General features: G+C 68.5%; 17 protein-coding genes. 13 read left to right on the top strand and 4 right to left on the bottom strand.

Translation table 11 applies throughout. The features are described 5' to 3' along the window. Nucleotides 1-86: 86 nt before the first annotated feature. Nucleotides 87-1475 carry a PPE family protein gene (locus ACIUM1_RS16040; RefSeq protein ID WP_406817702.1) on the bottom strand — a complete coding sequence of 463 codons (1389 nt, stop codon included), beginning with the start codon at nt 1473-1475 and terminating at the stop codon, nt 87-89. 150 nt (nt 1476-1625) lie between these two features. Continuing rightward, the gene (locus tag ACIUM1_RS16035) at nt 1626-2834 is read right to left on the bottom strand and encodes a PPE family protein (RefSeq protein ID WP_406813642.1); all 1209 of its coding nucleotides are present in this window, start codon (nt 2832-2834) and stop codon (nt 1626-1628) included. 370 nt (nt 2835-3204) lie between these two features. Between ACIUM1_RS16035 and ACIUM1_RS16030 the strand changes: the two genes are divergently transcribed. From ACIUM1_RS16030 to ACIUM1_RS16005, 6 genes are all read left to right on the top strand, one after another. Further along, nucleotides 3205-3684: a GreA/GreB family elongation factor gene (locus ACIUM1_RS16030; protein WP_406813641.1), complete on the top strand. Its 480-nt coding sequence runs from the start codon at nt 3205-3207 to the stop codon at nt 3682-3684. A 43-nt stretch (nt 3685-3727) separates the two neighbouring features. Then, nucleotides 3728-4168 (top strand): GtrA family protein, encoded by a 441-nt coding sequence (locus ACIUM1_RS16025; RefSeq protein ID WP_406813640.1) that lies wholly within the window; start codon nt 3728-3730, stop codon nt 4166-4168. Between the two features lie 85 nt (nt 4169-4253). Continuing rightward, on the top strand, nt 4254-5645 hold the full coding sequence (locus ACIUM1_RS16020; RefSeq protein ID WP_406813639.1) for an FAD-binding protein: 1392 nt from the start codon (nt 4254-4256) through the stop codon (nt 5643-5645). Beyond that, on the top strand, nt 5646-6410 hold the full coding sequence (locus ACIUM1_RS16015) for a decaprenylphospho-beta-D-erythro-pentofuranosid-2-ulose 2-reductase (RefSeq protein ID WP_406813638.1): 765 nt from the start codon (nt 5646-5648) through the stop codon (nt 6408-6410). Nucleotides 6411-6412: 2 nt separating this feature from the next. Then, complete coding sequence (locus ACIUM1_RS16010; RefSeq protein WP_406813637.1) at nt 6413-8347, top strand: galactan 5-O-arabinofuranosyltransferase; 1935 nt, start codon at nt 6413-6415, stop codon at nt 8345-8347. Between the two features lie 6 nt (nt 8348-8353). Then, nucleotides 8354-11629 (top strand): arabinosyltransferase domain-containing protein, encoded by a 3276-nt coding sequence (locus ACIUM1_RS16005; RefSeq protein ID WP_406813636.1) that lies wholly within the window; start codon nt 8354-8356, stop codon nt 11627-11629. A 65-nt stretch (nt 11630-11694) separates the two neighbouring features. Here the strand turns inward: ACIUM1_RS16005 and ACIUM1_RS16000 are convergent, their stop codons facing one another. Further along, nucleotides 11695-11949 (bottom strand): hypothetical protein, encoded by a 255-nt coding sequence (locus tag ACIUM1_RS16000; protein ID WP_406813635.1) that lies wholly within the window; start codon nt 11947-11949, stop codon nt 11695-11697. Nucleotides 11950-12192: 243 nt separating this feature from the next. Between ACIUM1_RS16000 and ACIUM1_RS15995 the strand changes: the two genes are divergently transcribed. Continuing rightward, nucleotides 12193-12816, top strand: coding sequence for a maleylpyruvate isomerase family mycothiol-dependent enzyme (locus ACIUM1_RS15995; protein WP_406813634.1), 624 nt, complete (start codon nt 12193-12195; stop codon nt 12814-12816). A gap of 3 nt (nt 12817-12819) precedes the next feature. Here ACIUM1_RS15995 and ACIUM1_RS15990 read toward each other — a convergent pair whose 3' ends face one another. Beyond that, nucleotides 12820-13974: a BTAD domain-containing putative transcriptional regulator gene (locus ACIUM1_RS15990; RefSeq protein WP_406813633.1), complete on the bottom strand. Its 1155-nt coding sequence runs from the start codon at nt 13972-13974 to the stop codon at nt 12820-12822. Nucleotides 13975-14178: 204 nt separating this feature from the next. Here ACIUM1_RS15990 and ACIUM1_RS15985 point away from each other — a divergent pair, with 204 nt between their 5' ends. The 6 genes from ACIUM1_RS15985 to ACIUM1_RS15960 all read left to right on the top strand — a co-directional run bounded on the left by ACIUM1_RS15985 (nt 14179) and on the right by ACIUM1_RS15960 (nt 24495). Beyond that, nucleotides 14179-17505 (top strand): arabinosyltransferase domain-containing protein, encoded by a 3327-nt coding sequence (locus tag ACIUM1_RS15985; RefSeq protein ID WP_406813632.1) that lies wholly within the window; start codon nt 14179-14181, stop codon nt 17503-17505. Beyond that, on the top strand, nt 17502-20729 hold the full coding sequence (locus ACIUM1_RS15980; protein WP_406813631.1) for an arabinosyltransferase domain-containing protein: 3228 nt from the start codon (nt 17502-17504) through the stop codon (nt 20727-20729). Before ACIUM1_RS15985 ends, ACIUM1_RS15980 begins: the two co-directional genes overlap by 4 nt. Before the next feature lie 170 nt (nt 20730-20899). Then, a complete protein-coding gene (locus ACIUM1_RS15975) occupies nt 20900-21415 on the top strand; it encodes a hypothetical protein (protein WP_406813630.1) in 516 nt (171 codons plus the stop codon). Nucleotides 21416-21536: 121 nt separating this feature from the next. Further along, a complete protein-coding gene (locus tag ACIUM1_RS15970; RefSeq protein WP_406813629.1) occupies nt 21537-21980 on the top strand; it encodes an FHA domain-containing protein in 444 nt (147 codons plus the stop codon). 66 nt (nt 21981-22046) lie between these two features. Then, nucleotides 22047-23822: an acyl-CoA dehydrogenase family protein gene (locus tag ACIUM1_RS15965; RefSeq protein ID WP_406813628.1), complete on the top strand. Its 1776-nt coding sequence runs from the start codon at nt 22047-22049 to the stop codon at nt 23820-23822. Between the two features lie 166 nt (nt 23823-23988). Then, complete coding sequence (locus ACIUM1_RS15960) at nt 23989-24495, top strand: DUF4383 domain-containing protein (RefSeq protein ID WP_406813627.1); 507 nt, start codon at nt 23989-23991, stop codon at nt 24493-24495. The last annotated feature ends 17 nt before the right edge of the window (nt 24496-24512 follow it).

The following is a 24512-nucleotide window of genomic DNA, read 5'->3' as shown; positions in this document are numbered from 1 at the left end:
CGGCTTTAGGGCCCGTCGAGCCGCCGCGCGATCACCACCCCACGGCCGGTTTTGACAGACGAAATCCCGCGGCGCACCTGTAAGGCTCAGCCCCACCGCGGCCGGGGCGGCGTGGGATTCGGGTGCTGGCGAGAAGACACGTGAACGGCGTGGACTCCCGGTTTCGTCGACAGCTGCGCAAGAAGGCCGTCGAGGTGCGTCTTATCGGTATGCCAGTGCTGCACCGACTCCGGGTCTGCCGATATCTCCGCGAGGACACGCGTAAGTTTCTCCGACGTCTTGCTCTCCTTACCGCCGCCCGCGCTGTCTTCACTGTCGGCTGATCTGGAACCCTCTTCTCTTGCAGGGGTTTTCACCGAAGCGCGGGCAGCGGCTCCGCCGGCAACGCCACCAGCCAGACCCGCCAGCGCCATCTGGCTGAACAAGTTGCCACTTTCCGCCGCAACCATCGGTACGGCTGCCTGCCCGGCGCCCTGCAACACCGTCGCGGCCAGTCTGATCGCCGGGGTGGCCGCAGCCCAGCTCAGTGGCACCGATAACGCTCCAACCACGCCCGCGCTTCCCACGTCCGCGGCCACCGCCGACGCCGCCGCAACCGGACCCGCCACCGGCGGATACAGCACCCCGGGCACGATCGGAACGGGGACCTCGCCGGTGTTGAATCCCCGCGCCAGCAGCCCGAAACCCAAGGTGCTGGTTACCAATGCGTTCCTGCCCGGCAGGCTCGCCGGGCTCACAAACTCATACAGCCTCAGGGCCGTCCCCAGCGGGGTCGTATTCAGGCTGGCCAGTGAACTCGCCGTCGTGGGCGGATCGGGCGCGGCGGGCGCCGCGAAGGCTTGCGGCGACGAGGGCGCCGCCAGCGGCTGTGACGTCAGCTGCGACAACATCGACTGCGCGCTGGTGCCGGCGGTTTGGCCGGCCGTGGCGGATTGGGCGGCCGGTCCGTCGGGGTTGGTGGTCCGCGGCGCCGGGGTGAACGGCGTCATCTGTGCGGCGCTCGCGGACTCGCCGGCATAGCCGTACATCGTGGCGGCGTCCTGGGCCCACATGTCCGCGTACTGCGCCTCGACGGCGGCGATCGCCGGAGTGTTCTGCCCGACAACGTTGGTCGCGACCAGCTGTGCCAGCTCGGCGCGGTTGGCCGCGATCACCGGCGGTGCCACGGTGCCCGCAAGCGCCGTCTCGTAGGCTGCGGCGGCCGCCCGGGCCTGGGCCGCGGTCTGCTCGGCTTGCGCCGCGGTGGTGCTCATCCACGCCGCGTACGGTGCGGCCGCGGCCGCCATCGCCGTCGATGACGGACCCAGCCAGCCGGCAGTCAACCCCGAGATCACCGACGAATAGGACGCCGCCGTCGCGCGCAGCTGGGCGGCCAGCCCGTCCCAGGCCGCCGCGGCGGCCAGCATCGGACCCGACCCGGGACCGGCATACATACGACCGGAATTGATCTCCGGCGGCAACACCCCGAAATCCATTGCCATGATCTTCAGCCTGCTGCTACCGCGTCGGCGGACCCGGTCGCCGCACACGACTTCTCGGTGGTGCCCGGAGTGGCTGCGAATGACATCTGCATCTCCTTTGGCTGGTAGGTGTGGACGGATGGGCGGCGCACGCCGCAACGGCGGTCAGTCTTCGGGGATCACGATGATGGTTGCGGTGGTGGCGGACCCGCCCGAAATGGCGCCCCCGCCTATCTGGCGGGCAACGGTCCCCCCGGTGCCGGCTGTGGCTTTTCCCGCCAAACCCGACAGGGCCATATTGCTGAACAAGCTTCCCTGGCCTTCAGTCGCGGCCGTCGCGGGCAGGGCATCGAGGCCGGTCTGCGGCAGTACCAGGGCGAGCGGCCTCATCGCCGGTGCGGCGCTGGCCCAGCCCTGCGGCACCGACAACCCTCCGACCAACCCGGCGTGACCCAGGCCCGCCGATACCGCTCCGCCCGTGGGGGCCACATTGATTGCGGGGACAGCCTCGGCGATAGGGGATGCCGCCCGGGCGAGGGCGCCTGCGTACGCCACTTGCATGTTGTAGTTGTTGAAGGGAGCGAGGAAGGACTGGACTCCGAGGTCGTACATGGAGCCGAAAGGCGAATATATGTGCATCGGATTGAAGGGCCCGAACCCAAAAGCCAAGAGGTCATCCAGCGATGAAATCGAGGGCGGATCAGCCGCCGCAGGGGCAGCTGCCGGCGTCGCAAGGCTTTGCAGCGTCTGGGGCACCGCCGAAGCCATCGGTGGGGAGGTCTGCGCCTGTGCGGCGTTGGCTAACCCGGCGGCTTGCGCGACGGCAACGGCCTGCGCCTGGGTGCCGGATGGGTCGGTGGTACGCGGCGACGGCCTGAACGGAGCCAACTGCGCGGCGCTCGCCGATGCACCGGCATAGCCGTACATCGCGGCGGCGTCCTGGGCCCACATTTCGGAGTACTGCGCCTCGGTCGCTGCGATGGCCGGCGTGTTCTGCCCGAACACGTTGGTCGCGATCAGCGACATCAGCAGGCTGCGGTTCGCCGCGATGACGGGCGGGGGAACCGTTGCCGCAAAAGCGGTTTCGTATGCGGCGACTGCCGCCCTGGCCTGGTTGGCGGTCTGCTCGGCCTGGGCAGCGGTAGTGCTCAGCCACCCGATGTACGGCGCGGCCGCCGTCGCCATCGTGGCCGATGACGGACCCTGCCACGCGGCGGTCAGCCCCGAAATCGCAGAAGAGTAGGAGGCTGCCGTGGAGTGCAACTCGGCGGCCAGAACGTCCCAGGCCGCAGCCGCGCCCAGCAGCGGCCCGGGTCCCGGACCTGCATACATGCGACCAGAATTGATTTCCGGTGGCACCAGACCGAAATCCACCGGTTATCCCTCCCCGTCACGGTGGTGTGACCTGCGCCACATGCATTATGGACCGCGTGGGTATACCCGCGCCTGCTGCTTGCAAACGATTTTCCCGCCGCTTCTGCCCCTCCACATCGAAACCGCCGCCTCGTGAGCGGTTCGGTGGACATCCGGATACATCCCGCCGGCCGCGTTCGCGAGGCGCTGATACCGGGCCGGGGTGCCCTACTGGGTGCAGCCCGGAGGTTATCCCACGGCCGGTGTTTTTCCGAGGCTCGGGCGGCACGAGAATGCGGTAGATCCGCCGCCTTTTCAGATGGTGGCGGCGGCCTCCTCGTGGTGTCACACTGGATCGCCACCTGAGCAACCGGTCGAAAGGTCCACCGAAGTGAGCAAAAACGTCCCATCAGCAGCGGACGCCGCGCGAAACAACCTCGAAGCGGAGCTGGACCGGCTACGCCAGCGGCGTGATCGGCTCGAGGCAGAGGTCAAGAACGACCGCGGCATGGTGGGCGACCACGGGGATGCGGCCGAGGCGATCCAGCGCGCCGAGGAGCTGGTGGTGCTCACCGACCGGATCACCGAGTTGGACCGGCGCTTCCGGGACGGACCGTCATACGCCGACGCCTCGGAGACGCTGCCCGGCGGCACCGAGGTGACACTGCGGTTCGCCGACGGCGAAGTCGTCACGATGCACGTGATCTCCATCGTCGAGGAGACACCCGTCGGCGGGGAGGCCGAGACGTTGACGGCGCGCAGCCCCCTGGCCCAGGCCCTGGCCGGGCACAAACCCGGCGACACGGTGACCTACTCGACGCCGCAGGGCGAGAACCAGGTCGAGTTGATCTCGGTCAAGCTGCCCCGCTAGCGATTGCCGGGGAGTGCCGCACCTGCCCGTTAGACTCCCCTCGATGGTTGCCCCACTACCCGAGTCAGCGGCTGAAGACTCCCCGGCGCGGCCGGACCTGAGGCTGACGACGCAGGTCCTCCGGTTCGTCGTCACCGGCGGCCTGGCCGGGATCGTCGACTTCGGGCTCTACCTGCTGCTGTGGAAGGTGGTGGGTGTCCAGGTCGACCTGTCCAAGGCCACCAGCTTCATCGTCGGCACCATCACGGCGTACCTGATCAACCGCCGCTGGACCTTCCAGGCGACCCCCAGCACCGCCCGGTTCGTCGCGGTCATGGTCCTCTACGCCATCACGTTCGCCGTGCAGGTCGGGCTCAACCACCTGTGCCTGGCGTTTCTGCACTACCGCGGCTGGGCGCCCCTCGTCGCGTTCGTGATAGCGCAGGGCACCGCGACGGTGATCAACTTCGTCGTGCAGCGGGCCGTAATCTTCCGCATCCGCTGAGCAGGCCAGGCTGGAATTGCCCGCCTCCTCAGCGGGACGCCCGCGTCCCGCATCGTCAGCAGGCCAGGCGGTACCCTCTTTGACGATGTCGAGCACCAATCCCCCGACCAAGCCCGCCCAGCTGATGGGCTTCGGGCGCACCGCGCCGTCGGTGGCTCAGGTGCTCTCTACCCGTGATCCCGAGGTGATCGCCACGGCGGTGGCCCGGGTGGCCGACTCGGGCGGTCCCAAGAGTCGCGGCGTGATCGCCCGCGGGCTGGGCCGGTCCTACGGTGACAACGCCCAAAACGGCGGCGGCCTGGTGATCGACATGACCGGGCTCAACCGCATCCACTCGATCAGCGCCGACACCAGGCTGGTCGACGTCGACGGTGGCGTCAGCCTGGACCAGTTGATGAAGGCGGCGCTGCCGTTCGGGCTGTGGGTTCCGGTGCTGCCGGGAACGCGCCAGGTCACCGTCGGCGGCGCGATCGCCTGCGACATCCACGGCAAGAACCACCACAGCGCGGGCAGCTTCGGCAACCACGTCCGGTCGATGGACCTCTTGATGGCCGACGGCACCGTCCGCACCATTACCCCGGACGGGGACGATGCCGAGCTGTTCTGGGCCACCGTCGGCGGCAACGGCCTGACCGGGATCGTGCTGCGCGCCACCATCGCCATGACGCCCACGGAGACGGCCTACTTCATCGCCGACGGCGTCGCCACCAGGGACCTCGACGAAACCGTCGCCGTTCACCTCGACGGCAGCGAGGCCAACTACACTTACTCCAGCGCCTGGTTCGACCTGATCAGCCCGCCGCCGAAGCTGGGCCGGGCCGCGGTCAGCCGGGGCAGCCTGGCCACGCTCGATCAGCTGCCGAAGAAGCTGGCCAAGAACCCGCTGAAATTCGATGCGCCGCAGCTGTTGACGGTGCCGGATGTGTTCCCGGTCAGCGCGATGAACAAGCTGTCGTTCATGGCGATCGGCGAGGTGTACTACCGGCTGGGCGGGACCTACAGCGGCAAGATCCAGAACCTGTCGCAGTTCTACCACATGCTCGACCTGGTCAGCGGCTGGAATAACGCTTATGGCCCAAGGGGTTTCGCCCAACACCAGTTCCTGGTCCCGCCGGACGCGATGGACGAATTCAAGGCCATCATCCGCTGGATCCAGACCAGCGGCCACTACTCGGCGCTGAACGTGTTCAAACTATTCGGGCCGGGCAACCGAGCCCCGCTGAGTTTCCCGATGGCCGGCTGGAACGTCGCCATGGACTTCCCCAACAAACCGGGGATCAACGAGTTCCTCAACGAACTCGACAGGCGCGTGCTGGAATTCGGCGGCCGGGTCTACACCGCCAAGGATTCCCGGGTCAGCGCCGAAACCTTCCACGCCATGTACCCGCGCATCGACGAATGGATCGCCGTGCGACGCAAGGTAGATCCGACGGGGGTCTTCGCCTCCGACATGGCCCGACGTTTGGAGCTGCTCTAAATGGTGCTCGATGCCGTAGGTAATCCGCAGACCATCCTGCTGCTCGGCGGCACCTCCGAGATCGGCCTGGCGATCTGCGAACGCTACCTGCAGAACGCGCATCCGCGGATTGTATTGGCCGCCATGCCCAGCGACCCTGGCCGCGACGCCGCGGTGACGCAGATGCGGGCCGCCGGCGCGCGCGCGGTCGAGCTGATCGATTTCGAAGCCACCGAGCCCGACACCCACCCGAAGATGATCGAGGCGGCCTTCGCCAACGGTGACGTCGACGTCGCCATCGTCGCGTTCGGCATCCTCGGCGACGCCGAGGAGCTGTGGCAGAACCAGCACAAAGCGGTGTTGGCCGCCGAAATCAACTACACCGCAGCGGTATCGGTGGGCGTCCTGCTGGGCGAGAAGATGCGCGCCCAGGGCTTCGGCCAGATCATCGCGATGAGCTCGGCCGCCGGCGAGCGGGTGCGGCGGTCCAACTTCGTCTACGGCTCTACCAAGGCCGGGTTGGACGGGTTCTACTTAGGTCTCGGAGAAGCGTTGCGCGAGTACGGGGTTCGTGTCCTGGTGATCCGGCCCGGCCAGGTGCGGACCCGGATGAGCGCGCACGTCAAGGAAGCGCCGCTGACCGTCGACAAGGAGTACGTCGCCAACCTCGCGGTGACCGCGGCCGCCAAAGGTAAGGAATTGGTTTGGGCACCAGCAGCATTCCGTTATGTGATGATGGTGTTGCGACACGTCCCGCGTCCCATCTTCCGCAAGCTTCCCATCTGACCATGCGTAACGCGCTGGCCACCCTCGGCCAGATGGCTTTAGCGGTGCTGGTCGCGGTCGCCGTCGCGGCGGTCTCGCTGGTCGCCATCTCCCGGGTGCAGTGGCCGGCGTTCCCGTCGTCCAATCAACTGCACGCTCTGACCACCGTCGGGCAGGTCGGTTGCCTGGCCGGGCTGGTCGCCGTCGGCGTCGTGTGGCGGCGCTGCTCGCGCCCCCGCGGCCGGCTGTTGACCCGACTGGCCGGTGTGGCCTTCGTGTCCGCGTTCACCGTCGTGACGCTGGGCATGCCGCTGGGGGCGACCAAGCTCTATTTGTTCGGCATCTCCGTCGACCAGCAGTTCCGCACCGAATACGTGACCCGGCTGGCGGACAGCCCCGCCCTGCACGACATGACCTACCTCGGGCTACCGCCGTATTACCCGCCGGGCTGGTTCTGGATCGGCGGGCGCGCCGCGGCGCTCGGCGGCACTCCGGCCTGGGAGATCTTCAAGCCGTGGGCCATCACCTCGATCACCATCGCGGTCGCGGTGGCGCTGGTGCTGTGGTGGCGGATGGTCCGGTTCGAATACGCGCTGATCGTGACCACCGCGACGGCCGCGGTCACGCTGGCCTACGCCTCTCCGGAGCCCTACTCGGCGATGATCACCATGCTGCTGCCGCCGATGCTGGTGCTGACCTGGTCGGGGCTGCGGGCCGGGGATCGCCCGGACGCCTCCGGCCGGCCGGGCTGGGGCGCGGTGATCGCCGCCGGGATCTTCCTGGGCTGGACGGCGACCTGGTACACGCTGCTGTTCGGGTTCAGCGCGTTCACCGTGGGGCTGATGGCCCTGTGGCTGGCCGGCGTGCGCTGGCGACGCGACCGCACGACCGGCGGCCTCAGGGCCGCCCTCGATCCGCTGCGGCGGCTGGCCGTCATCGCCGGCATCGCCGTGCTGATCGCCTGCACGACCTGGTTGCCGTTCCTGCTGCGGGCGGTGCACAGCCCGATCAGCAACTCCGGCAGCGCCATGCACTACCTGCCGGCCGACGGCGCCGAACTGACCTTCCCGATGCTGCAGTTCACGCTGTTGGGTGTGGTCTGCCTGATCGGCACGCTGTGGCTGGTGCTGCGGGCGCGATCGTCGGCGCGGGCGGGTGCCCTGGCCATCGGCGTGCTGGCGATCTACCTGTGGTCGCTGCTGTCGATGCTGACCACGCTGGCACGCACCACCCTGTTGTCGTTCCGGCTGCAGCCGACCTTGAGCGTGCTGCTGGTCGCCGCCGGGGCGTTCGGCTTCCTCGAACTCGCGCAGGCGGTCGCCGCCGCGGGCCGCGACCGCGGCTGGGGTCGCGGCGTGCAAAGCTCGATAGCCCCGGTGGCCGCCGCGGTGGGCCTGGCCGCCGCGATCGCGTTCAGCCAGGACATCCCCGACGTGCTGCGGCCCGACCTGACCATCGCCTACACCGACACCGACGGTCACGGGCAGCGCGGGGACCGACGGCCGCCCAGCGCCGAAAAGTTCTACGCCACCATCGACCACGCCATCACGCAGGTGACCGGCAAGCCGCGTGACCAGACCGTCGTGCTGACCGCCGACTACAGCTTCCTGTCCTTCTACCCCTACTGGGGATTTCAGAGCCTCACCTCGCACTACGCCAACCCGCTCGCGCAGTTCGACCTGCGGGCCGCGCAGATCAACAAGTGGTCCAACCTCAAGACCGCCGACGAGTTGATCCACGCCCTGGACAGCTGCCCCTGGCCGGCGCCGACGGTTTTTCTGATGCGCCGCGGCGCCGGAGGCAACTACACGCTGCGGCTGGCCCAGGACGTCTACCCCAACCAGCCCAACGTGCGGCGCTACACCGTCGATCTGCGCGGGTCGCTGTTCGACAACCCGCGTTTCGTCGTTCAAACCGTCGGCCCATTTGTGCTGGCCATCCGCAAGCCCGGGACGTAACCACTGATGAGCACCGACACCGCGCCTCAAACGGGGCCCCGTACCCCCGAAGAACTACCATCTAGCTCCGTGAACGACAGGGAAGCCAATCACCGGATCGCCCGGCTGGTTGCTTCCGTCGCCGGGTTGCTCGGCGTGCTGCTGGCGATCGCCACCCCGTTGCTTCCGGTCGACCAGACCACCGCCCAACTGAACTGGCCGCAGAACGGCACCTTCAGCAGTGTCGACGCGCCGCTGATCGGCTACGTCGCCACCGATTTGACCATCACCGTCCCGTGCGAGGCCGCCGCCGGGCTGGCCGGCGGCAAGACGGTGCTGTTGTCGACGGTTCCCAAGCAGGCGCCGAAAGCCGTCGACCGGGGACTGCTCATCGTGCGGGCCAACAACGACCTGGTGCTGGTGGTGCGCAACGTCCCGGTGGTGGACGCCCCGTTGAGCCAGGTGCTCAGTCCGGCCTGCGAGCGGTTGACCTTCACCGCGCACGCCGACCGGGTCACCGCCGAATTCGTCGGGCTGACCCAGGGCCCCACCGCCGAGCATCCCGGCTCACCGCTGCGCGGCGAGAAGAGCGGCTACGACTTCCGGCCGCAGATCGTCGGCGTCTTCACCGATCTGAGCGGGCCGGCGCCGTCCGGCCTGAAGTTCTCGGCGACCATCGACACCCGGTACAGCAGCAGCCCCACCCCGCTGAAAATGGCCGCGATGATCCTCGGGCTGGTAATGACGGCCGCCGCCCTGATCGCGTTGCACATCCTCGACACCGCCGACGGGACCCGGCACCGGCGCTTCCTGCCCGCCCGCTGGTGGTCGATCGGTGGGCTGGACGCCCTGGTCATCGGCGTCCTGGTGTGGTGGCACTTCGTCGGCGCCAACACCTCCGACGACGGTTACATCCTGACCATGGCCCGGGTGTCCGAGCACGCCGGCTACATGGCCAACTACTACCGCTGGTTCGGCACGCCCGAGGCGCCGTTCGGCTGGTACTACGACCTGCTGGCGCTGTGGGCGCACGTCAGCACCACCAGCATCTGGATGCGGTTGCCCACCCTGGCGATGGCGCTGACGTGCTGGTGGGTGATCAGCCGCGAAGTCATGCCGCGGCTGGGCCATGCCGTCAAACAGAACCGCGCCGCGGCCTGGACCGCGGCCGGCATGTTCCTGGCCGTCTGGCTGCCGCTGGACAACGGCCTGCGACCCGAGCCCATCATCGCCCTGGGCATCCTGCTGACCTGGTGCTCGGTGGAACGCGCGGTGGCCACCAGCCGGCTGCTGCCGGTTGCGATCGCCTGCATCATCGGCGCGCTGACGCTGTTCTCCGGGCCGACAGGCATCGCCTCCATCGGCGCGCTGCTGGTCGCAATCGGGCCGCTGCGGACCATCCTGCACCGTCGCTCCGCACGATTCGGTGCGCTACCGCTGATCGCGCCCCTGCTGGCCGCGGTCACCGTCACCGCCATCCTGATCTTCCGCGACCAGACCCTGGCCGGTGAGATCCAGGCCAGCATGCTCAAGCGCGCCGTCGGGCCCAGCCTCAGCTGGTTCGACGAACACCTCCGCTACGAGCGGCTGTTCATGGCCAGCCCGGACGGGTCGGTCGCCCGCCGCTTCGCCGTGCTGGCGCTGGTCCTCGCGCTCGGGATCACGGTCGCGATGTCGTTGCGCAAGGGCCGCATTCCGGGCACTGCCGCCGGGCCGAGCCGCCGCATCGTCGGGATCACCATCATCTCCTTCGTGGCGATGATGTTCACGCCCACCAAATGGACCCACCACTTCGGGGTGTTCGCGGGACTGGCCGGGCCGCTGGGTGCGCTGGCCGCGGTCGCGGTGACCGCTGCGGCGATGCGATCCCGGCGCAACCGCACGGTGTTCGCCGCGGTGGTGCTGTTCCTGGTGGCGTTGTCGTTCGCCAGCGTCAACGGCTGGTGGTACGTATCCAATTTCGGTGTGCCGTGGTCGAACGAGTTCCCCGCCTGGCATTACGCCTTCGCCACCGCGCTGCTCGGGTTGACCCTAGTGGTGCTGCTGCTGGCGGCGTGGTTTCACTTCGTCGCCCCGGACTCCGCCAGGTTCCACGGACCGCCCAAGACCCGGCTAGGGGCACGAGCGGCCGGAATCATCCAGGCGCCCTTGGCAATTGCGACGTGGGTGCTGGTGGTGTTCGAGGTGGCATCGTTGACCCTGGCGATGACCGACCAGTATCCGGCGTGGTCGGTCGGCCGCTCCAACCTGCAGGCGCTGACCGGGAAGTCGTGCGGACTGGCCGAGGACGTGCTGGTGGAGCAAGACCCCAACGCCGGGATGCTGACGCCGGTGAACGCATCGGTGGCCGACGCCCTGGGCGCGGGACTGTCGGAAGCCTTCACGGCCAACGGGATTCCCGCCGACGTGCGCGCCGACCCGGTGATGGAACGCCCGGGCGACCGCAGCTTCGTCAACGACGAAGAGAAGACCGGCAGCAACCAGGCCGGCACCGAGGGCGGCACCACCCCCGCACCCGGGATCAACGGCTCGTCGGCCCAACTACCCTTCAACCTCGACCCCGCGCGCACACCGGTGCTGGGCAGCTGGCGCTCCGGCATCCAGGTGCCGGCCCACCTGCGGTCCAGCTGGTATCGACTGCCCCCGCGTGACAAGGCCGGCCCCCTGCTGGTGGTGAGTGCCGCCGGGCGCTTCGATCCCCGCGAGGTCCAGGTGCAGTGGGCCACCGACGACCAGGCGACGGGCGGACACCCCGGCGGCTCGTTCCAGTTCGCGGACGTCGGCGCGTCGCCGGCGTGGCGCAACCTGCGGCTGCCGCTGTCGGCAATCCCGAACTCCGCCACGCAGATTCGGTTGGTCGCCGACGACGAAGACCTGGCACCGCAGCACTGGATCGCGCTGACGCCGCCGAGAATCCCGCGGCTGCGCACGCTGCAGGACGTGGTGGGCTCCGCCGACCCGGTGTTCTTGGACTGGCTCGTCGGGCTGGCCTTCCCCTGCCAGCGACCGTTCGGTCATCAAAACGGCGTCGACGAGACTCCGAAATGGCGCATCCTGCCCGACCGATTCGGCGCCGAGGCCAACTCACCGGTGATGGACAACAACGGAGGCGGCCCGCTGGGCGTCATCGAGCTGCTGACCAAGGCGACCACGATGGCCACCTATCTCAAGGACGACTGGTCTCGTGATTGGGGCTCGCTACAACGGCTGTCGCCCTACTATCCCGACGCCAAACCCGCCCACCTACTGCTGGGGACGGCGACGCGCAGCGGGCTGTGGGGCCCGGCCCCGCTGAGACACTAAGTCGCACAACGAATTCCGCCCCGCTTCCGGCAGCAGCCGAAAGCGGGGCGGATACCGACGTCAGATCATGGCAGGGCGGCGTTGAACGGGTGCGTCAGGGTCCAGCCCGGGTTCAGGAAGTTGGCGGCGTAGTGGCGCACCGGGTGCAAGTGTCCACTGTGCGGAACGTACGGGCTCGCGGAGGCGACGGCCGGCATCAGCGATCCGGCGATCGACAAACCGATGGCGCCCAACCCGACACCCGCGGCGATGCGCAGCTTCGAAACCTTCTTGGCCTTGACGTCGGTCTGGCTGTCCGCTCCGGCGATGTTGTGCTTCATGGTGGTGATTCCTATCTGCCGTACTGTGCGTATTCGCTTAGTTTCCTGGGCCGATCTGGATGACCGGCAACACCAGGTTGCGACAGACGGCTTGCCAACTGGTTCAGAGATTCTTGCGAAATTCTTGTGACTCGAGTTAACCTGCGGCGCAACCCTTGAGACTCGATATTGATGGGTCTAGATTTGCGGTTCGCGGCCCCCGGGTTCGGGGAGCAGCTTGGACATGCTGAGCGACGGTGATCCATGACCTCCGATCTGATGACCATGGCCCGCGCCGAGCGGAGCGACCTCGCGGAATTCCTTGCCACCCTCACTCCGCAGGACTGGGAAGCACCCACCCTGTGCACCCGGTGGAATGTCAAAGACGTTGTCGCGCATGTGATCAGCTACGAGGAGCTGGGCGCGCTGGGGTTGCTGAGACGATTCGGCAAGGGCTGGGTGGTGCGGGCCAACCAGGTCGGCGTCGACGAATTCGCGGCGCTGACCCCGCAGCAGCTACTGGAATTCCTGCGCGGTCATCTTCAACCACGGGGTCTGACAGCGGGTTTCGGCGGTATGATCGCGCTCGTCGATGGCGCCATCCATCACCAGGACATCCGCCGCTCGCTGGGCCGCCCGCGGGTGGTGCCGCCCGATCGACTCGAGCGGATCCTTCCCCTGGTGCCCAGCAATCCCAGGCTGGGTGCGGGGCGCCGGATCAGGGGATTGCGGCTGCGCGCCACCGATGTCGAGTGGACGCACGGCGACGGGCCCGAGGTGACCGGTCCCGGCGAGGCACTCCTGCTGGCCATGACCGGGCGTCCGGCGGCGCTGGCCGACCTGGACGGCCCCGGGCTGGCCACGCTGGCGGCGCGAGTCCGCGACTAGCATTCAGCCCGGGCGGATTTCGAAGATGAACTCGGAGCTGCCGATCCGGATGCGATCACCGTCTTGCAGGGTGGCGCTGCGCTGCACCCGCCGGCCCCGCACGTGCACACCGTTGGTGGACTTCATGTCGGTGATCAGGAAATCGGCGCCGGTATCGATGATCACGGCGTGGTGGCGGCTCACCTCGGTGTCGTCCAGGACGATTTCATTGTCGTCGAGACGTCCGATCCGGGTGGTCACTCCGTTGAGCTGATAGTGCCGCCCGTTCTTGTCGCGTAGCCGGGCGACCACCGGAGCGTCGACCAATGCGCCCGTCGACTCCGAGCGGAGGGTGCTCTGCTTGTGGGTGGTCATCACCGCCCGCTTGCCGGCCCGCTTGGGCTGACCGGGGCCCAGCGGCTCCTGGCGCAGGATGCGCTGCTGCAGCGCATTCACCGTCGGGCCCGGATCGATGCCCAGCCCGTCGGCCAGCGCCGTCTTCAGCCGGCGATACGCACCCAGGGCATCCGACTGGCGCTCGGTGACGTAGTAGGCGGTGATCAGCTGCGCCCACAGCGGCTCGCGAAACGGATGCCGTGCAACGAGCGCCTCCAGCTCACCGATGACGCCATCGGCGCGACCGCAGGCGATCTCGGCTTCGGCGCGCGCGGTATGGCTTGCCACCCGCTCCTCGAGCAGCATGCCGGCGAACGCGTCGACGAACGCGAAATTGTGCAGGTCGTCGAGCACCGGTCCGCGCCATTCGCTCAGCGCCGCCGAGAAGTGGCCGCTGGCCTCCTCGAAGCGTCCCACGGCGGCGGCCTGGACTGCCGCCGCCTTGTGGGCACGGAAGCGGCCCAGGTCGCAATCGGCGTCGGCGACATTCAGCTGATAACCGGGCGCGGCGCTGGCGAGCACCCCGGTCGGGTGGGCCACCACGCCTCGCAGCAGCCGGCGCAGCGTGGAGATATAGGACTGGATGCTGGTGCGCGCCGCCGGCACCGGAGCCTCACCCCACACCGCATCGATCAACGCGTCGACGGACACCGGCCGGTTGCGGTGGATCAGCAGCATGGCCAGCACCGCGCGCTGTTTCGGCGCGCCCAGCGGCAGCTGAGCGCCCTCGACCGTCATCGATAACGGTCCCAGGACACCAAATCCCAGACCTGCGCTCTTCACGCGCTGTCAGCCTCCCGGGGTCGGCGGGCCGCACTCGAGGCCTCAGCCCCCCCATTTTGAACGCAAAACCGCAACCAATGCTGAATCGGCAGGCGAGTTTTGCTGTGATTCGCGCCCGGTATTACGGCGTGACCAGCAGGTGCCGGGCGCTGCGCGGCCCCGCGTCCTCATCGGACAAAGGAGCGTCGCTTACGATCGAGCCTCGTGCCCCACGACGGTAAAGAGCGATCGCAGCGGATTCCCCGGTCGGTGGCTGCCGTCGCGGGAATTGTGGGCCTGCTGCTGTGCCTGTCCGTCCCGCTGCTTCCGGTGAAGCAGACCACCGCAACGGTCCTGTGGCCGCAGGGCAGCACGGACGGGCACGTCAGCCAGATCACCGCGCCCCTGGTCTCGGGAGCGCCCCGCGCGCTGGACATCTCCATCCCCTGCCCGGACATCGCCACGCTGCCCGCCAGCGGCGGGCTGGTGGTCGCGACCTTGCCGCCCGGCGGCATGGACGCCGGGAAGAACGGGCTGTTCGTGCGGGCCGACACGGACGTGGTCGTCGTCGCGTTCCGCGACACGGTGGCCGCGGTCGCGCAACGCTCGGCCGTGGCCGCCGGGGGCTGCAGCAGGCTGCACGTCTGGGCGAACGCCGGCGCGACGGGCGCCGACTTCGTCGGCATACCGGGCGCCTCCGGGGTCCTGTCCCCCGAAAAGAAGCCCCAGGTAGGCGGCGTCTTCACCGACCTGAAAGTGCCGGCGGGGCCGGGGTTGTCGGCCCGGATCGACATCGACACCCGCTTCATCACCGCGCCCACCGTCCTCAAGGAAATCGTGATGGTCCTGGGCGCCCTGGCCGTGCTGACGGCCATCATCGCGCTCGCGGTGCTGGATCGGCGCAGCCGCGGCGGCAGCACGCTGCTCAACTGGCGTTCGCCGATCGCCTGGCTCTCCAGGTACCGCCCGGGCACGCACCTGGCCAACTGGCGGCGGGTGGGCATCGCGACGTGGATCGCCGACGCCGGGGTGATCGCCACCCTGCTGTTCTGGCACATCATCGGCGCCACGTCGTCGGACGACGGCTACAACCTGACCATCGCCCGCGTCGCCCCCGGCGCCGGTTACATCGCCGACTATTACCGCTACTTCGGCACGACGGACGCTCCCTTCGACTGGTATCTGAGCCTGCTGGCCAAGATGGCCTCGGTAAGCACCGCCGGCGTGTGGATGCGGCTGCCCGCCACGCTGGCCGCGATCGGCTGCTGGCTGATCATCAGCCACTGGGTGCTGCGCCGGCTCGGACCGGGCCGCGGCGGCCTGGCCGCCAACCGGGTAGCGGTCTTCACCGCGGGCGCGGTGTTCGTGGCGGCGTGGCTGCCGTTCAACAACGGGCTGCGGCCCGAACCGCTGATCGCCCTCGGCGTGCTGGTCACCTGGATGCTGGTGGAACGCGCGATCGCGCTGCGGCGGTTGGCCCCGGCGGCGGTGGCCATCATCGTGGCGTTGCTGAGCGCGACGCTGGCACCGCAGGGCCTGATCGCCGTCGCCGCGCTGCTGACCGGCGCACGCGCCGTCGCCCAGACGATCCGGCGGCGCCGGGCGACCGACGGATTGCTGGCACCGCTGGCCGTGCTGGCGGCGTCGGCGTCGCTGATCCTGGTGGTGGTCTTCCGCAGTCAGACGCTCGCCACAGTCGCCGAATCGGCGCGCATCAAGTACAAGGTCGGCCCCACCATCGCCTGGTACCAGGACTGGCTGCGCTACTACTTCCTCACGGTGGAATCCAACCCCGACGGGTCGATGGCCCGGCGATTCGCGGTGCTGGTGCTGCTGCTGTGCATGTTCGGCATGCTGGTCACCCTGCTGCGCCGCGGCCGGATCCCCGGCGTGGCCAGCGGGCCTGCCTGGCGGTTGATCGGCACCACCGCCTTCGGTCTGCTGCTGCTGACGTTCACCCCCACCAAGTGGGCGATCCAGTTCGGTGCGTTCGCCGGGCTGGCCGGGGCGCTGGGTGCGGTGACCGCGTTCGCCCTGGCCCGGATCGGGCTGCACAACCGCCGCAACCTGACCCTGTACGTCACGGCCCTGCTGTTCGTCCTGGCGGTGGCCACTTCCGGCGTCAACGGCTGGTTCTACGTCGGCAACTACGGCGTGCCGTGGTGGGACATCCAGCCCGTCATCGCCAGCCACCCGGTGACGACGATATTTTTGAGCCTGTCGATCGCGACCGGCCTGCTGGCCGCCTGGCAGCACTTCCGGATGGATTACGCCGGGCACACCGAGGTCAAGGACAACCGGCGCAACCGGGTGCTGGCGTCGACGCCGCTGCTGGTGGTCGCGACCATCATGGTCGTCGGCGAGGTCGCCTCGCTGACCAAGGGCGCAGTGTTCCGCTATCCGCTCTACACCACCGGCAAGGCGAACCTCGCCGCGATCAGTTCGAGTCTGTCGAAGACCAGCTGCGCCATGGCCGACGACGTGCTGGTCGAGCCCGACCCCAACGCGGGCATGCTGCAGCCGGTGCCCGGACAGACCTTCGGCCCCGATGGCCCGCTCGGCGGCGTCAACCCGGTTGGCTTCAAACCCGACGGCGTGGGCGACGACCTGAGGTCGTACCCTGTGGTGACCAAGCCGGGCGTGGTGAATTCCACCGGGTCACCCAACAAACCCAACGCCACCATGACTGACTCCGCGGGCACGGCCGGCGGCAGAGGCGCGGTCGGCGTGAACGGGTCGCATGCCGCGCTGCCGTTCGGGCTGGACCCGGCCCGCACCCCGGTGATGGGCAGCTACGGCGAGAACACCCTGGCCGCGACGGCCACCTCGGCCTGGTACCAGCTGCCGCCGCGCACCAGCGACCGGCCGATCGTGGTGGTGACGGCGGCCGGCGCCATCTGGTCGTACAAAGAGGACGGCACCTTCACCTACGGCCAACAGCTGAAACTGCAGTGGGGCGTCACCCGTCCCGACGGCACCACCCAGCCGTTGGCAGAGGTCTATCCGATCGACATCGGGCCGGAGCCGGCGTGGCGCAACCTGCGGTTCCCGCTGACCTGGGCGCCACCGGAGGCGAACGTGGCGCGCATCGTCGCCTACGACCCAAACCTGAGTTCGGATCAGTGGTTCGCGGTCACACCGCCACGGGTCCCGGTGCTCGAGACCCTGCAACAGCTGATGGGTTCGCGAACCCCCGTGCTGATGGACATCGCCACAGCCGCCAACTTCCCGTGCCAGCATCCGTTCTCCGAGCACCTTGGCGTTGCCGAGCTTCCGCAGTACCGCATCCTGCCCGATCACAAACAAACGGCGGCGTCGTCGAACGGGTGGGAGGCCAGCGAGGACGGGGGTCCGTTCCTGATCACTCAGGCGATGCTGCGCACCTCGACGATCGCGACGTACCTGCGTGGCGACTGGCATCGCGACTGGGGATCCGTGGAGCAGTACTTCCGATTGGTGCCGGCTGATCAGGCGCCGGACGCCGCAATCGAACAGGGTGTGATGACAGTGCACGGCTGGAGCCGGCAGGGACCGATTCGGGCGCTGCCATGAGCGTCGCGACCATTGAGAACCGCGAAGACAAGGCGGCCGTCCGTCAGAACGTTCGGGTGACGCGCTGGGTCGCGACGATCGCCGGGCTGATCGGTTTCATCCTGTCGATCGCGACGCCGCTGCTGCCCGTCGTGCAGACCACCGCGACGCTGAACTGGCCGCAGAACGGCCAGCTGAGCAGCGTCACCGCGCCGCTGATTTCGCTCACACCGGTCGACGTGAAGGTAACCGTGCCGTGCTCGGTGGTGCGCGCCCTGCCGCCGCAGGGCGGGGTCGTGCTCAGTACGGCGCCCAAGAAGGGCAAGGACGCCGCCCTCAACGCGTTGTTCGTGGTCGTCAACGGCAAGCGCGTCGACGTCACCGACCGCAACGTGGTGATCGCGAGCGCGGCCCGCGATCAGGTGGAGTCGCCACAGTGTCAGCGCATCGAGATCAGCTCGACGAAGGCGGGCGCCTTCGCCACCTTCGTCGGGCTGACTGATCCGGCGGGCAAGCCGCTCGGCGGCGGCTTCCCCGATCCGAACCTGCGGCCGCAGATCGTCGGCGTGTTCACCGACCTGAGCGGCCCGGCCCCGGCGGGTTTGAAGCTCTCGGCGACCATCGACACCCGGTTCTCCACCACCCCAACGACGTTGAAGCTGGCCGCGATGGTGCTGGCCATCGTGTCCACCGTCGTCGCGCTCATCGCCTTGTGGCGGCTCGATCAGCTGGACGGTCACCGGATGCGCCGGCTCATTCCGGCGAACTGGCGCACGTTCACCCTGGCCGACGTCACGGTGATCTCCGGCTTCGTGCTGTGGCACGTGATCGGCGCGAACTCGTCGGACGACGGCTACATCCTGGGCATGGCCCGAGTCGCCGACCGCGCCGGCTACATGTCGAACTACTTCCGCTGGTTCGGTAGCCCGGAGGACCCCTTCGGCTGGTACTACAACCTGCTGGCGCTGATGACGCACGTCACCGACGCCAGCCTGTGGATGCGGTTGCCGGACCTGCTCGCCGGAATCGTGTGCTGGCTGCTGCTTTCGCGCGAGGTGCTGCCCCGGCTGGGGCCCGCGGTGGCCGGCAGCAAGGCGGCGAACTGGGCGGCGGGCATGGTGCTGTTGACGGCATGGATGCCGTTCGACAACGGCCTGCGCCCCGAGCCGATCATCGCCGTCGGGTCGCTGATCACCTACGTGCTGATCGAGCGCTCGATGCGCTACAGCCGGCTGACGCCCGCCGCGCTGGCCGTCGTCACCGCCGCGTTCACCCTCGGGGTACAGCCGACCGGGCTGATCGCCGTGGCCGCGCTGGTCGCCGGCGGCCGCCCGATCCTGCGGATCCTGGTGAAACGCCATCGGCTGGTCGGCACCTGGCCGCTGGTGGCGCCGATGCTGGCCGCCGGCACGGTCATCCTGACCGTGGTGTTCGCCGATCAGACGCTGTCAACGGTGTTGGAAGCCACCAGGATTCGCACCTCGATCGGCCCCAGCCAGGCCTGGTACACCGAGAACCTGCGCTACTACTACCTGATCCTGCCCACCGTCGACGGCTCGCTGTCACGCCGCTTCGGGTTCCTGGTCACGGCGCTGTGTCTGTTCACCGCCGTCTTTATCATGTTGCGGCGCAAGCGAATTCCCGGTGTCGCACGCGGGCCGGCCTGGCGGCTGATGGGTGTCATCTTCGGCACCATGTTCTTCCTGATGTTCACCCCCACCAAGTGGGTGCACCACTTCGGGTTGTTCGCCGCGGTGGGAGCGGCGATGGCCGCGCTGACGACGGTGCTGGTGTCGCGTGAGGTCTTGCGCTGGTCGCGCAACCGAATGGCGTTCGTGGCGGCGCTGCTGTTCGTGCTGGCGCTGTGTTTCGCCACCACCAACGGCTGGTGGTACGTGTCGAGCTTCGGTGTCCCGTTCAACAACGTGATGCCGAGGTTCCACGGAATCAGCGTGAGCACAGTCTTTTTCGCACTCTTTGTGATTGTCGCGCTGTGGGCGGCTTACCTGCACTTCGCACCCAGGGACCGCGGCGAAGGGCGGCTGGCGCGGGCGCTGACCGCCGCGCCCATCCCCGTCGCGGCCGGCTTCATGGCGCTGGTGTTCATCGCGTCGATGGTGGCCGGCATCGTTCGTCAGTACCCCACCTACTCCAACGCCTGGGACAACCTGCGGGAGTTCAGCGGCGGCTGCGGGCTGGCCGACGACGTGCTCGTCGAGCCGGACAGCAATGCCGGCTTCATGGCCGCCCTGCCAGGCGATTACGGTCCGCTGGGTCCGTTGGGTGGGGTCAACCCCACCGGATTCACGCCCAACGGGGTACCGGATCGCACCCTGGCCGAGTCGGTCAAGGAGACGGAGGTGCCGCAGCCCGGCACCGACTACGACTGGGACGCGCCGACCAAGCTGAAGACCCCGGGCGTCAACGGCTCGACGATGCCGCTGCCGTATGGACTCGACCCCAACCGGGTGCCGCTGGCCGGCAGCTACACCACCGGGGCGCAGCAGCAGAGCAGGCTGACCTCGGCGTGGTACCAGCTGCCCAAACGCGACGACGGGCACCCGCTGGTGGTGGTCACGGCCGCGGGCACGATCGCCGGCAACAGCATCCTGCACGGCCACACCAACGGGCAGACCGTGGAGCTGGAATTCGGCAGGCCCGGTCCCGGCGGCTCGGTGCAGCCGGCCGGTCGCCTGGTGCCCTACGACCTGTACGGCGAGCAGCCGAAGGTGTGGCGGAACCTGCGCTTCGCGCGCTCCCAGATGCCCGCCGACGCGGTTGCGGTGCGGGTGGTCGCCGAGGACCTGTCCCTGACGCCGGACGACTGGGTCGCGCTGACCCCGCCGCGGGTGCCGGAGCTGCGCTCGTTGCAGGAATACGTCGGTTCCAAGCGGCCGGTGCTGATGGACTGGGCGGTCGGATTGGCCTTCCCCTGCCAGCAGCCGATGCTGCATTCCAACGGAGTCACCGAGATCCCGGAGTTCCGCATCACCCCGGACTACAACGCCAAGAAGCAGGACACCGACACCTGGCAGGACGGCGTCAACGGCGGCCTGCTGGGCATCACCGACCTGTTACTGCGGGCCCACGTCATGTCGACGTACCTGTCCCATGACTGGGGCCGCGACTGGGGGTCGCTGCGCAAATTCGACACCATCGCCGACGCGCACCCGGCGCAGCTCGACCTGGGCACCGCCACCCGCACCGGATGGTGGTCGCCCGGGCCGATCCGCATCAAGCCGTAGCGTCCCCAAATGCGGCGCCCGGAAATGGCTTTGCGCCGTCATTATTCACCGGTTGAATAGTGCGCTGAATTTACGGTCAGGTAATTACCGGTCAAAGGTTTAGTGTCGCCATTTACGGGTCAATACTGATTTCGCTGTGATCCATTTCACATGACGGAATAGGTGGCCCTATGCACCCGCTGACACGCCTGGGCGGCTGTACGGCCGTTCTGACCGTTCTGATCGTTCCGGCGGCGAGTGCCGCCATCGGTACCGCCACCGCCGAAGGCGGCGGTACCACCGTCGTTTTCGACAACTATCTGCGGCGTTGCGATTTCAGCAAGGTCAGCATCGCCCCCAAGGTGCCCGGCCCGATGCTCGGTGACGCCTCGGCCGTCGTCCGTACCAGTGGGTCGCGTGCCGTCGCGGAGGTGCACCTGGTCGACGGCCCCGAACCGGGCACGCATTTCGACGTCGGCCTCATTGAAGAACCCCGTCCGTCCTCGTCGACGTGTGGGCCCGGGGATCCGGGCACCGCTTTTACCGGCATGGTCACCGACGGCGCGGGAACCGCAACGGCGACCGTTGCTGACGCCATTCGGCCGGGCACCACCGGCGTGTGGGTGATTATCGAACGGCCGAATGCAAACTCGCAGAACCCGGCGGAGTTCTACACGTCCGAGTTCGTGGTGCCGGTGAGGGCATAGCCATCGCCGGCACGCCGATTGACACGACCGCGGAGCCCAAGCAGGGGCTTCGGTCCCTATCTTGACGCTCACGTCACGTGCTGCGATGGAGGTAGCCACGAGGACCTGATGAAAGGGAGCGGTGTCGGCGCCATACGGGGAGACAAGCCAGCAACCAATCGCGCCGGATGAAGCCACCGGCGACATCGGTTCGGCACTGCGTGCCGACATCCGCGACGAAATCGACACCTCGTCGGCGGCCGCCGAAGCGGCGACCCTGGCCCGCGGCTCGGCGATGCTCGTGGTGAAGCGAGGCCCCAACGTCGGGGCGAAGTTCGTGTTGAACCAACCGGTGATGACCGCCGGGCGGCATCCCGACAGCGACATCTTCCTCGACGACATCACGGTCAGCCGCAGGCATGCCGAATTCCACGGCGACAACGGTGAATTCCGCGTCGTCGATCTCGGCAGCCTCAACGGCACCTACGTCAACCGCGCAGCCGTCGACGCCGCGGTGCTGGCCCACGGTGACGTGCTGCAGGTCGGCAATTTCCGGCTGATTTTCCTCACCGCCCAGCCGAGCTGACACACCTACGGACCGCCCGCTACGCGTTACCGCGGGACGATTCGCTCGGCGCGTACCGTCTGACCCATGAGCGACTACGCCGTAGAGGCGGTGGACCGGCTGCCGTTTTCCACTGACGAGAAGGCGCAGCGCTATGCGACGGAGAACTACCGCGGGGCCGTGGGGCTAAATTGGTACCTCACCGATCCCACGCTGCAGTTCACCATGGCCTACTACCTCAAGCCCGACGAACTGGAGCTGGCCGAACGCCACTTGACGCGCATCGGTGAGCTGATGGGCGGCCCGGTGGCGCGGTGGGCCGAAGAGACGGATCGCAACCCGCCGCAGTTGCACCGCTATGACCGGTGGGGTCACGACATCAGCGAGGTGGTCATGCCGGCCTCGTTCACGCAGTCCAAGCGGGCCGTCCTAGACGCCCAGCAGGCGCTGCGAACGGAGGCGCGCGAGGCGAAGATGAGCTCGTCGCTGCCCATGTTCGCGTCGAACTACCTGCTCAACCAGGCCGATATCGGCATGGGCTGCGCGCTGGGCACCGGCGGCGGCATGGTCCAGTCGCTGGTGGCCGCCTACGCGCCGCCCGACGTCGCCGAGCATGTGCTGGCCAAATTCGCCTCCGGCGAGTGGGCCGGCGAGACGGCGCAGCTGCTGACCGAACGCACCGGCGGCTCCGATCTGGGCGCGCTGGAGACCACCGCGACCCGCGATGGGGACGCGTGGTTGTTGAACGGCTTCAAGTGGTTCGCGTCCAACTGCGCCGGGGAGGCGTTCGTCGTCCTGGCGAAACCCGAAGGCGCACCGGACTCTTCGCGGGGCGTCGCCAACTTCCTGGTGCTGCGCACCCGTCGGGACGGCTCGCGCAACGGGGTGCGGGTCCGGCGGCTGAAGGACAAGCTGGGCACCCGGTCGGTGGCCTCGGGTGAGGTCGAATTCGTCGACGCCGAAGCGTTTCTGCTGTCCGGCGAGCCCACCGATGACACCGCGGGGCCGTCAGACGGCAAGGGGCTGGGACGCATGATGGAGCTGACCAACGCCGCCCGGCTGGGCATCGCCCTGTTCGGGCTGGGTAACGCCCGCCGCGCGCTCGTTGAATCGCTGTGTTATGCCCGGCAACGCCGGGCGTTCGGCGGTGCGCTCATCGACAAGCCGCTGATGCGGCGCAAGCTCGCCGAACTGATCGTCGACGTCGAGGCCGCGCAGGCGCTGGTATTCGACGGCACCGGGGCCACCAACCATCGTCAGCCGCGCAGCATGCGGCAACGCATCGCCGTGCCGGTGACCAAGCTCAAGGTGTGCCGGCTGGGGATCACCGCGGCCTCGGATGCGATCGAAATCCACGGTGGCAACGGCTATATCGAGACGTGGCCGGTGGCGCGGCTGCTGCGCGACGCGCAGGTGAACACCATCTGGGAGGGCCCGGACAACATCCTGTGCCTGGATGTACGACGGGGGATCGAGCAGACGCGCGCACACGAGACGCTCCTGGCGCGGCTGCGCGACGCGGTGTCGGTCGCCGACGACGGTGAAGCCACCCGGCTGGTCGCCGGCCGGATCGAGGATCTGGACACGGCGATCACCGCGTGGACCAAGCTCGACAGGGAGGTGGCCGAGGCGCGGCTGTTCCCGCTGGCCCAGTTCATGGGCGACGTCTATGCCGGTGCGTTGCTCATCGAGCAGGCGGCCTGGGAGCGGGCCGAGCGCGGTGGCGAGCGCAAGGCGCTCGTCGCGTCGCTCTACGCGCAGCGCCATCTCGCCGATCGCGGGGCGCTGCGCGGGATCGACGACGACTCCGACGAGGCGCTGGAGCGCTTCGAGGAGCTGGTCGACGGCGCGTTCACGGGCTAGGACTGACCGCGGGGTTCCACCGGCCGACATCCGGCCAACTGGGACGTCGCTGGGAATCTCCTGGAGAGCGCGGGCGGGCCGGCGGAGCGGGTACGCCTACGTCCAGATGCATGGCTGTCGGTCAGGTCTGGAGGGCTGAGCAATGTCGCCCATCACCAGGGGTCCCATGGGTAGTTCGACGTCCGGGCTGCGCCTGGTCAGCCGAAAGCCGAGCCATTTCCGCAGCGGCCGGTGGTACCTGTTGGCCGACGGCGTGCTGCTGATCGGCCTGGGTGTTGCCGGCTTCGTCTCCGCCGCATTCCATCCGCACGCCCCGCCCACCGGCGCCCCCGTCCTGTGGCTCGCGTTGACGCCTTGGCACAGCGCGCTGTTGGCGGGGCTCGGTGCGCTCGCCGTGATCGGGGTCGTCCAGCGGCACGCGGCGATCGCCGCGACCGCGCTCTGCACGGTGGTGTTCGCGGCCCTGGTGATCATCGGCGCGGTCGCCGCGGCACACCATGCGCCGGGCCCGCTCGGCTTCGAGGCGCGCGACATCGTGTTGCACGGCGTGCTGGCGGCGATCAGTTTCGCCGTGCTGTATTGGCTCCTCCCGGATGTTTTGGAAGGGCCGGATTGGGTCCCGCGAAAGCAAACCGGCAATCGGGCACGCCGACGGGATAGCGGCCGCACCTGATATCACGTGCGATAGCA

Origin of the sequence: Mycobacterium sp. M23085, from assembly GCF_045343915.1 — a bacterium.
GTDB lineage: Bacteria > Actinomycetota > Actinomycetes > Mycobacteriales > Mycobacteriaceae > Mycobacterium.
The sequence above is the reverse complement of the archived record's forward strand: the minus strand, read 5'-3'. Positions and strand labels throughout refer to the sequence as shown.

What these genes read in the sequence shown, in the direction of transcription:
- ACIUM1_RS16040 (WP_406817702.1), bottom strand. Translation starts at nt 1,475, where the DNA reads ATGGATTTCGGGGTGTTGCCGCCGGAGATCAATTCCGGTCGTATGTAT.
- ACIUM1_RS16025 (WP_406813640.1), top strand. Translation starts at nt 3,728, where the DNA reads ATGGTTGCCCCACTACCCGAGTCAGCGGCTGAAGACTCCCCGGCGCGG.
- ACIUM1_RS16020 (WP_406813639.1), top strand. Translation starts at nt 4,254, where the DNA reads ATGTCGAGCACCAATCCCCCGACCAAGCCCGCCCAGCTGATGGGCTTC.
- ACIUM1_RS16015 (WP_406813638.1), top strand. Translation starts at nt 5,646, where the DNA reads ATGGTGCTCGATGCCGTAGGTAATCCGCAGACCATCCTGCTGCTCGGC.
- ACIUM1_RS16010 (WP_406813637.1), top strand. Translation starts at nt 6,413, where the DNA reads ATGCGTAACGCGCTGGCCACCCTCGGCCAGATGGCTTTAGCGGTGCTG.
- ACIUM1_RS16005 (WP_406813636.1), top strand. Translation starts at nt 8,354, where the DNA reads ATGAGCACCGACACCGCGCCTCAAACGGGGCCCCGTACCCCCGAAGAA.
- ACIUM1_RS16000 (WP_406813635.1), bottom strand. Translation starts at nt 11,949, where the DNA reads ATGAAGCACAACATCGCCGGAGCGGACAGCCAGACCGACGTCAAGGCC.
- ACIUM1_RS15995 (WP_406813634.1), top strand. Translation starts at nt 12,193, where the DNA reads ATGACCTCCGATCTGATGACCATGGCCCGCGCCGAGCGGAGCGACCTC.
- ACIUM1_RS15980 (WP_406813631.1), top strand. Translation starts at nt 17,502, where the DNA reads ATGAGCGTCGCGACCATTGAGAACCGCGAAGACAAGGCGGCCGTCCGT.
- ACIUM1_RS15975 (WP_406813630.1), top strand. Translation starts at nt 20,900, where the DNA reads ATGCACCCGCTGACACGCCTGGGCGGCTGTACGGCCGTTCTGACCGTT.
- ACIUM1_RS15965 (WP_406813628.1), top strand. Translation starts at nt 22,047, where the DNA reads ATGAGCGACTACGCCGTAGAGGCGGTGGACCGGCTGCCGTTTTCCACT.
- ACIUM1_RS15960 (WP_406813627.1), top strand. Translation starts at nt 23,989, where the DNA reads ATGGGTAGTTCGACGTCCGGGCTGCGCCTGGTCAGCCGAAAGCCGAGC.